Annotated in this window: 7 protein-coding genes; 2 read left to right on the top strand and 5 right to left on the bottom strand. The window is 60.4% G+C overall.

All coding sequences use genetic code 11. From position 1 onward, the window contains the following. Positions 1-759: 759 nt before the first annotated feature. The 4 genes from FKP22_RS13390 to FKP22_RS13375 form a co-directional block, all read right to left on the bottom strand. Positions 760-1776, bottom strand: coding sequence for an IS110 family RNA-guided transposase (locus FKP22_RS13390; protein WP_141287985.1), 1017 nt, complete (start codon positions 1774-1776; stop codon positions 760-762). Positions 1777-1865: 89 nt separating this feature from the next. Continuing rightward, positions 1866-2489 (bottom strand): DUF4145 domain-containing protein, encoded by a 624-nt coding sequence (locus FKP22_RS13385; RefSeq protein ID WP_141287984.1) that lies wholly within the window; start codon positions 2487-2489, stop codon positions 1866-1868. 262 nt (positions 2490-2751) lie between these two features. Then, complete coding sequence (locus tag FKP22_RS13380; protein ID WP_141287983.1) at positions 2752-4536, bottom strand: NACHT domain-containing protein; 1785 nt, start codon at positions 4534-4536, stop codon at positions 2752-2754. A 288-nt stretch (positions 4537-4824) separates the two neighbouring features. Then, entirely contained in the window at positions 4825-5682 is an 858-nt protein-coding gene (locus FKP22_RS13375; RefSeq protein WP_141287982.1) for a LysR substrate-binding domain-containing protein, read from the bottom strand. A gap of 127 nt (positions 5683-5809) precedes the next feature. On the opposite strand from FKP22_RS13375, the gene FKP22_RS13370 reads away from it, so the two are divergent. Together FKP22_RS13370 and FKP22_RS13365 are read left to right on the top strand one after the other, a co-directional pair. Beyond that, positions 5810-7111: an aspartate aminotransferase family protein gene (locus FKP22_RS13370; RefSeq protein ID WP_141287981.1), complete on the top strand. Its 1302-nt coding sequence runs from the start codon at positions 5810-5812 to the stop codon at positions 7109-7111. A 103-nt stretch (positions 7112-7214) separates the two neighbouring features. Continuing rightward, positions 7215-7982 carry a hypothetical protein gene (locus FKP22_RS13365; RefSeq protein WP_141287980.1) on the top strand — a complete coding sequence of 256 codons (768 nt, stop codon included), beginning with the start codon at positions 7215-7217 and terminating at the stop codon, positions 7980-7982. 30 nt (positions 7983-8012) lie between these two features. On the opposite strand, the gene FKP22_RS13360 is transcribed toward FKP22_RS13365, so the two are convergent. Then, a partial coding sequence (locus FKP22_RS13360) for a YlqF/YawG family GTPase (protein WP_211361399.1) occupies positions 8013-8554 on the bottom strand: 542 nt, incomplete at its 5' end.

Raw genomic sequence — 8554 nt, 5'->3', positions numbered from 1 at the left:
AGCGCGTGGCGCAGGTCAATCATCTGATCGAGCCGGGCGCGAAAGAAGTCGTCGGTGGCCATCGGTGGGAACTCCAGAACTCCCAGAAACCGATCTCCATTGGATTGATTCTCGGGAGATCTGACCATCGGATATCACCCCAAAGTCGTTTCAGGACAACGACTTGGGAGATTTTCAGGGCCGACTTCTTAGGAGGTGGAGGCTCCTCGAATGCTGGGACGGTTCAGTAGTCGCGATCGAAGACTCAGACAACTGAAGTGACCAAGCACTGTAGGCGGAAGCTGGCCAAGCAACTCGCAGCCAATTCGGCGAAACGACAGGAGTGTCACCCATTAGCCGCCTCCGTCAATAGGGACGAGCAGATTTCTGCGGCCGTCCCCGCATTTTTCCATCCAAAGCCTGCATTCCCAGCCGTTGAGGTCACTGCACACTTGGTTCTCGAAGATTGGTTGCGCCGCTGCGCACCAGTCACCCATCAGGATCAAGGCTCAGGCGCTTTGCGGCGACTGGCCCCTGGCTGCGTTCGCAGCCCCAGAAAACCCTCCGTTCCCCACCGCGTCCAATCCACGCAGCCGGTCCAGCCGGCCGCACAGGTCTGTGGCTTCGCACGGGTGCGATCCAACCCCTTGTGGTTCACGGTACGGGCGCAACGAACTCTCATGTCTGGGTGGGATCGGCGCTGGCGTGCAATCAAGTCTCATGGTTGTGCCAACCCCAAAGCGACACTGCCAGCGCCGTCTCATTGAACAAGCGAACGCCTTATCCGAAGGCCCTCGACACGTCGAAGGGCTTGCCGTCTTTCATGACGTGGTAGCAGGCCCGCGCCAGCTTGTGCGCCACCGCCTTGATGGCCACCACCGACAGGCTGCTGCTGCACTTCTTCTGGTACCAGCGCTTGATTGCCGCGTCGTAGCGCACCGCGAAGTGCGCTGCTTCGATGAAGGCCCAGGCTAGGTGTTTGTTGCCGCACTTGGCATTGCCTTCGCCTTTCTTCTTGCCGTTCGATTCGCGCCGGCTGTCGACCGTGCGCGCGTACGAGGCGAAGTTGCCCGGGCTGTCGAAGCGTCCGACATCGCCGGTCTCCAGCGCGATGGTCAGGGCCAGCACCTGGCCGATGCCGCTGACCGTCTTGAGCGCCTGGTAGTCCTCGCGCAGCTTGGCCTTGGCCAGGATGCTGCGCTCCAGTGCATCGACCTGATCGTCCAGGCAGCGCATGACCGCCAGGTTGGCCTTCAAGGCCTGCTTTTGTTCGTCCAGCAGCGGCATCGCGTCAATGTGCTCAGACGTCCAGCGCTTGATCTCGTTGCCGCCAGCGTGGGTGCCCAGATTGCGTGCGACCAGGTTGCCCATGCTCAGGATCTGCGTGCTGCGCTGGCGAACGAGTTGGCTGCGCTTGCGCAGCAGATCGCGCACGGCGCGCTGCTCTCGTGGATAGATATAGCCAGTGGGCAGGATCCCCAAGCGCATCAGATGCGCCAGGTGACGCGCATCGCTGAAGTCGCCGCTGTGCTTGAGGCCTTCGTACTGCTTGACGGCGGCTGTGTTGACGAGGTGAACCACAAACCCGGCGTCCTGCAGGCCATCGACCAGCCAGTACCAGTTGTAGGTGGACTCCACCTCCACGCCCACGGGCGTGCTCGGGCACGACCGCAGCGCCACGATGATCGCCGCCAGCTCGTTGGGCAGGCGCTTGGCAAACCCCACGCGGTCCTGCTCGTCGAGCACGCTCACGACGCTGTTGTTGGAGTGCAAGTCAATCCCCGCATACAGTTCCATGTCGGTCTCCTTCGTGGGCACCATCGGTTGAATCGCAATCCAAACGATAGGCCCGTGAACGGAGGCCGACGCCTTGGGCTAGATGTTTATCAAGTCTTCTTGAGAGCTCGAAGGCGCCCGAGGAGATCATCTAGCTGGTACACAGCTTTAAGAATTTCTTTGGTGAGCTCGATTGCAACCTCTAGCTCGTCCTGCCCAATTGCATCGTAAGTCTGCGCCTCGATGTGTGCCGCATCATTACCAAGAAGACGAAGGTCATCCATTGCTGCCAGGAGCCCTTGCGGAAGCACAACGGAAGATTGGAGTGTGTTAACTCGAGCCTTTAGGTTCGCGCCAGTTGCACCTTTGTCTTGACATAGCTCCTCCAGTGTGCGGCGAATCATGATCGCCGCAGCGACGTGCATACCTTCAGCTTGGCAAGACAACGCCTCTTCGAATGTTTTGACAATCGTCGCAGGAATCGCTTTGGAATCGAAATCAATCCGCTGTGGCGGGTAGCTCTTGACTACGTTGCTCTGTAAGTCATAAACACAGAACACCTGAGCTCTGCAGCTTGGATCGGGACAGAAGCGCTGGCCGAGAAAGATGTCTCCAGTACGAAGATCATGAACGTTCTCGATGGTCTGGAACGTGCCAGTCTTCCTGCAAGCGGGGCAGCGCAGAGATAGCGGTCGGTTGCCACCAACTGAGAATTGCTTCAATTTGACTAGCACCTAATATCTCCTCAGACACTTAACAAATGGGAAGAAACTTCACCTATATTCGGTGACCGCGCAAGCATCCCGAAAGACGCTGCTTGAAACAGTCGATTGCAACATCCTGAAGCTGCGGAGCAGTGTAAATGCCCTGCGCGCTAGTGCATCGATACATTAGTTGACCTAGACGTGCATCAGACTCTTGCATCAGCCGCTTCGTCGGCCCATCCCACCGAAGAGCCTCGTATACGAACGCTGTTACACAGCGGGCCAGGCGCATTCATGAGAAATTCGGAACAAGCTCTTTTGGCACCTGAAGGTATTGTGGAAGATCTTGGAATAGGTCCCTTTTTGGACCAAGAAATCTGATACTTTGACCTTTGTCTACCGCTATTGTATAGTAGTGATTGATAAACTTGCCGGCCGCAATGCCAAATATTGGTCTCAACAGATTTATTAGGCGCGCATCCTCGAGAAAATGAGTAATTATAGCGGCCGCCCCTACTACTGCTTGCTCGCTTACAGAAAACTCCGGCCGCTCAGTTTCCAATCGATCAATGAAGACCCTAAAGAAGGCAGCATTTCCCTTGGACATATCAAAATGCCTGAGAGCTAGATCGGCCAGATACTCGGCAGGATCAGAGGATAGAGTCACAGCTATCGCGAGTTCCGCCGCCAAAAGTGAGAAATAAGCTCGAACGGACTTCACGGACGGAAGTCTGACCAGATATTCTGCGGTTAAAAACTCTTGAAGCGACTTATGGGCAAACTCGTAATGAGCATGTCCACTTTGAATTAACAGCCCCGTGTGAGACTCCAACTCCTGCGCCACAAGTCGCGACTGTTCTCTTGGAAGTGAATATCGATCACAAAGCCGAAGATAGATTCTCTCCAGCGTAAAAACATCGAAGCGCGATTGCCTTTCGAGCGTCGTCAATTGAAACGCCATTGCGGACAAGAAATCACGTTTTCGGTCAACAGAAAATTGAGAATAGTGGCTCACTCTTTGGACAGAACGTTGCTCATCCCAATCTTCTAGTAAGAGCGCTACCACTTTGCGGTAGACGCTTCTTGGTTCATTCGGTATTCGACCCAGTCGTTCGTAAATTGCACAGAGATGGGCCATTGTCAAAGGACGAATTGCCGTGTCGGAGTACGGAGATGTGCGGACCTGCCGAATGAACTCCTTTGCAAGCGATGCGTCGCCGAGCCAGCGCTCTGCAAAGCTTTCGATCTGCTCCTCCGATAGTGGCGCTATTTCAAACTTCTTTGCGCCTTCAATTTCATACTTAAACTCACCCGCGCGACAGGTAAGAATTATTCTCGATTTATTTTGAAGCGAACTAAATCGTCTTACCTCCGCTACAATGCTTGACCTTGTACTTTCATCCGGAACTTCGTCCAACCCATCGAGCAACAGGCATGCATTAAGGAGATCCAGATGACGACTCACAATTTCGAATCTGAAATTTGGAATTTCATTGGCCAACTTCCCCATCGCATCAACTGGATATAGTCGGATTTCAAGGCCAAGAATTTGACAAATGTGATCAGATAGGGGGAATTTCGAGCGAGACTGACCTATATCTCGAAGGCGAATAACTATTGGGAGATCATTTCTTCCTAGTACCTTGTCGCTTCTGAAAAAGTCAAGACAAATCTTCTGGATTGAAGTTGTTTTCCCAGCGCCCGGCTGACCGAGGAGAATGCAGTGATCGTCGCACGCGCGAAGGGCGGGAAGCGCATCTGCTATGTTGTTTCGCTCTTCGATTGATATTTGCGCTCGAACCGGAATTAGATAAGTTTTTAGATCGACATATATGTCACTGACGTTCTTCTTGTGAAGCTGATCAAAAAAGTTGCTATGGGTAGACCATTTTTTTATGAACTGCACATGCTTTTGTAGATGATCTCTGATTTTGACAGGCGAAGTGTCGAGGCGTGCAGTAGCCGGGGCGCCCTTATGTTGCAAATCGGAGTTAATCGCCTTCACCCGATCACCAAGTAGATCAACAGCGAATTTCGCTGCTTCCTCAAGAATTTTGTTGGAAAGAAGTTCAAGCATGGCGTTGATTTATGATAAGAAAACCTAGCCTGCTTATAGGGTAACAGCCCCGCTCCGTAGCATCTGCCGCTGTCTTCATAACATCCTGTGCCGCAAATTTTCTTTATAGTTTGATTTTGCGGGCATCGAGCCAGAGTGCACGGCCCGTGTCAGTCAACACCAAACCTGCTTGGCAAGCAGACCACCAGCATTGGAGCAGACGAAGCCGTCTCGTCAACATCTACCTGTAGGATGAACCTGCACCCAGCGGCATTGCCGCTACCGCATGCATGCGATGCAACTAGCCACCTACAACGCCGGCAACTGCCGCTGCAAGTGCTCCGCAAACTCCACCGCCAGCGGCGGCGGTCTTCGCAGGTCGAAGGCGACGGCCAAGCCGACGTCGGGCAAACGGGGTAGCAGTTTGCCGGTGGGCAGCACCTGCAGGTCCGGCGGGACCGCGGCCTGGGTCAGCACAGCGATCGCCTGGCCTGAGCGCACCACCGCCAGCAGGCCGGAGATGCTGCCGCTGGCGTAGGCGACGCGGTAGGCGCGGCCGATGGCGTCCAGGCCTTCGCAGGCGGCGCGGTGATCCAGCGTGTCGGGGTCGGACAGGGCGAGTTGCAGCGGTTCGCGCAGCACGGCGTCGTCGTCGTGCTTGCCCACCCACACCAGCGGCTCGCGGCGCACCACGGGCGTGGTGTTGTCTTCCTGCGCGGTGGAGACCAGCGCCAGGTCCAGTTCGTGGCGCTTGAGGCGTTCGCGCAGGCGGGGCGTGGGGGCGCACAGCACTTCCACGAAGACCTGTGGATGACGGCCGGCGAAGCTGCGCAGGATGTGGGGCAGGAAGGCGGTGGCGTAGTCGTCCGGGCAGCCGAAGCGCAGCGTGCCGGAGAGGCCGGCGCCGGAGATGTCGGCCACCGCGGCGTCGTGGTGGCGCAGGATGGTGCGGGCATGGGCCAGCAGGCGCTCGCCATGCAGCGTGAGTTGCACGCCGCGGCCGGTGCGGTTGAGCAGCGGCTGGTTCAGCATGGCCTCCAGCTTCTTGACCTGCATGCTGACGGCGGCCTGCGTGCGGCCAACCCGACCTCCCGCACGACCCAGCGTGTGGGTCTCGGCAATGGCCACGAAGGTGCGCAGCAGGTCGATGTCGAGGTGGCGGGTCATGCATCGGGTCTCCGGCCGCCCATCTTGCCATCAAGCCACCTGATAGCTGGTTTCATAAATATCAGCTTTCCTTGACCCCTTGCCTTTCGTAAGCTGGGCGCGAATCAAGCCACCCACAGGAGCGCCCATGTCCCGCAATGACGACCCCGCCTTCTGGCAGCACGCCCGCCAGCACCTGATCCGCTACGGCGGCAGCTTCGAGCCGATGATCATCGAGCGGGCGCAAGGCAGCTTTGTCTACGACGCCGACGGCCGCGCCATCCTGGACTTCACCTCAGGCCAGATGAGCGCGCTGCTGGGCCACGGCCACCCGGAGGTGGCTGCGGTGGTGGCCGAACACGCTCGAAACCTGGACCACCTGTTCAGCGGCATGCTGAGCCGCCCGGTGGTGGACCTGGCCACGCGCCTGGCCGAGATTGCACCGAAAGGCCTTACCCGCTCGATGCTGCTGAGCACCGGCGCCGAGGCCAACGAAGCAGCCCTCAAGCTGGCCAAGCTCTACACCGGCAAGTTCGAGGTGGTGAGCTTCGCCCAGTCCTGGCACGGCATGACCGGGGGCGCCGCCTCGGCCACCTACAGCGCCGGCCGCAAGGGCTACGGGCCGGCGGCGGTGGGCTCGTTTGCCATTCCCGCGCCCTACCCCTACCGGCCGCGCTTCGAGCGCCACGGCCGGTTCGACTGGCAGGCCGAGCTGGACTACGCCTTCGACCTGATCGACCGCCAGTCCAGCGGCAACCTGGCCGCCTTCATCGCCGAGCCCATCCTCAGCTCCGGCGGCATCCTCGACCTGCCGCTGGGCTACTTGGCCGCGCTGAAGCAGAAGTGCAGCGAGCGCGGCATGCTGCTGATCCTGGACGAGGCGCAGACCGGCGTGGGCCGCACCGGGCTGATGTTCGCCTGCAACCGCGACGGCGTCTCACCCGACATCCTGACCCTCTCCAAGACCCTGGGCGCCGGCCTGCCGCTGGCCGCCGTGCTCACGTCGGACGAGATCGAAGAGACCTGCCACGCGCGCGGCTTCCTGTTCTACACGACACACGTCTCCGACCCGCTGCCTGCCGCGGTCGGCCTGAAGGTGCTGGAGGTGGTCGAGCGGGACGGGCTGGTGGAGCGCGCCAGGCTGGCCGGCCAGCGGCTGGAGCGCGGCCTGCGCGCGCTGCAGGAAGAGTTCGCCTGCATTGGCGACGTGCGCGGCCGCGGCCTGCTGCTGGGCCTGGAGGTAGTGAAGGACAGGGCCGGCAAGGAGGCCGCGCCGGAGCTGGGCTCGGCCATCACGCGCGAATGCATGCGGCTGGGCCTGAGCATGAACATCGTGCAGCTGCCTGGCATGGGCGGCGTGTTCCGCATCGCCCCGCCACTCACCGTCAGCGACGAGGAGCTGGACCTGGGCCTGTCGCTGCTGCGGCAGGCGATGCAGAAAGTGGCGTGAACAATCGTCCAGGGACCTCGCGGCATCCTCTGCCTGGATGATGGTGGTGGCGCAGGGCCGGTGCTAGCGTCGCCGCTCCCCACCCATACCAAGCGAGTTCCAGATGACGAAGTACCTCCCCGCAGCACCGTTGCGCAAAACCCTGGCCCTGTTGGCGCTGGCTGCACTGACCAGCCCGGGCTGGGCCCAGGACGTGGGCCTGTCCACCCGCACCCATGCCATTGCCTGGACGCTGGACTTCGACAACCAGCCCGTCGAAGCCTTCGACTACAGCGACAGCGCCACCACTGCCGGCCTCGGCAACGACTACTCCACCTCCATCGGCGACGCCATCAACGGCACGCATGCCAGTTGCCAGGCCGGTGGCAGCCTCGGCTGGATCACGGCCAGCAGCAGCGCCAGCTACCCGGCCCATGGCAGCTACGACTTCTCGCTGTACGCCAAGTGCATCGCCGAGGTTCACTCGCGCGACCGGATCCTGGCCAGCGCACCGGGCGTGCCCGCCGGCACCATGATGAAGTACACCGTCACGGTGGACACGAACGCCTACTCGAACGTCATCGACCCCTCGCTGACACCCGACGCGGTGGTCGCCCGCCTGCTGGTCACCGTGGCCAACGACAAGCACAAGGCCGACGCCAGCATCAACAACACCGACGCCTCGGTCGAACCGCTGAGGCTCAAGCGCACATTCCAGGTGCCGGCCGGCAGCTACTTCGACATCGATGCGATGCTCAAGACCAAGGCCAAGTCCTTCGCCGGCGAAGGTGCCAGCGGCGCCTCTGCCACCGCCGACTACGCCCGCGTGCGCGTGCGCTCCGAGACGCCCAACGCCAACATCACCGGCGTCTCCGGACACTCCTACCGCTGACGCAGCGCGCAGAAAGAAGGGCGCCGGGCTTCAGCGCCCGTCCGGCCGCCGCGTGCCGGCGCGGGCCGCCTTCTTCTGCGCCTTCTCGGCCTGGGCGGCCTCGGCCTCGGCACGCCAGGCGGCAAAACCTTCCGGCGTCTCCAGCGTCACCCGGCCCAGCGCAGCCGAGCGGTAGTCGTTCAGCAGGGCTTCGGAGGCCTTCTGCATGCTGACCTTGCCGCCGCTCTGCACTGCACCGCGCGCACGGCCAATGCCGGCCAGCACGTCCTCGGACAGCATGCTGGCGACGTCCTGCAGCCGGTAGCGCGCTTCGAGCAGCGGCGCGTAGTCCGGCTGCAGCGTCTCGATCAGTTCCAGCGCCACTTCTTCCTCGTCGTAGGCATTGCGGCCGACCGAGCCGGCCGCTGCCAGGTGGTAGCCACTCTTGGGCACCAGGATCTTGGGCCACAGCATGCCGGGCGTGTCGTAGAGGTAGGCATCGCTGGCCAGCGAGATGCGCTGCTCGTTTTTCGTGATGCCGGCCTCGTCGCCGGTCTTGGTGGCCTTCTTGCCGACCAGCGTGTTGATCAGCG

The organism is Ideonella azotifigens, from assembly GCF_006519715.1.
Lineage (GTDB): Bacteria > Pseudomonadota > Gammaproteobacteria > Burkholderiales > Burkholderiaceae_C > Ideonella > Ideonella azotifigens.
Note: the sequence above shows the minus strand (reverse complement) of the source record. Positions and strands in the feature narration are given on the sequence as shown.

Coding starts and splice junctions, on each gene's coding strand:
- FKP22_RS13365 (WP_141287980.1), top strand. CDS start 7,215: ATGACGAAGTACCTCCCCGCAGCACCGTTGCGCAAAACCCTGGCCCTG.
- FKP22_RS13390 (WP_141287985.1), bottom strand. CDS start 1,776: ATGGAACTGTATGCGGGGATTGACTTGCACTCCAACAACAGCGTCGTG.
- FKP22_RS13375 (WP_141287982.1), bottom strand. CDS start 5,682: ATGACCCGCCACCTCGACATCGACCTGCTGCGCACCTTCGTGGCCATT.
- FKP22_RS13380 (WP_141287983.1), bottom strand. CDS start 4,536: ATGCTTGAACTTCTTTCCAACAAAATTCTTGAGGAAGCAGCGAAATTC.
- FKP22_RS13370 (WP_141287981.1), top strand. CDS start 5,810: ATGTCCCGCAATGACGACCCCGCCTTCTGGCAGCACGCCCGCCAGCAC.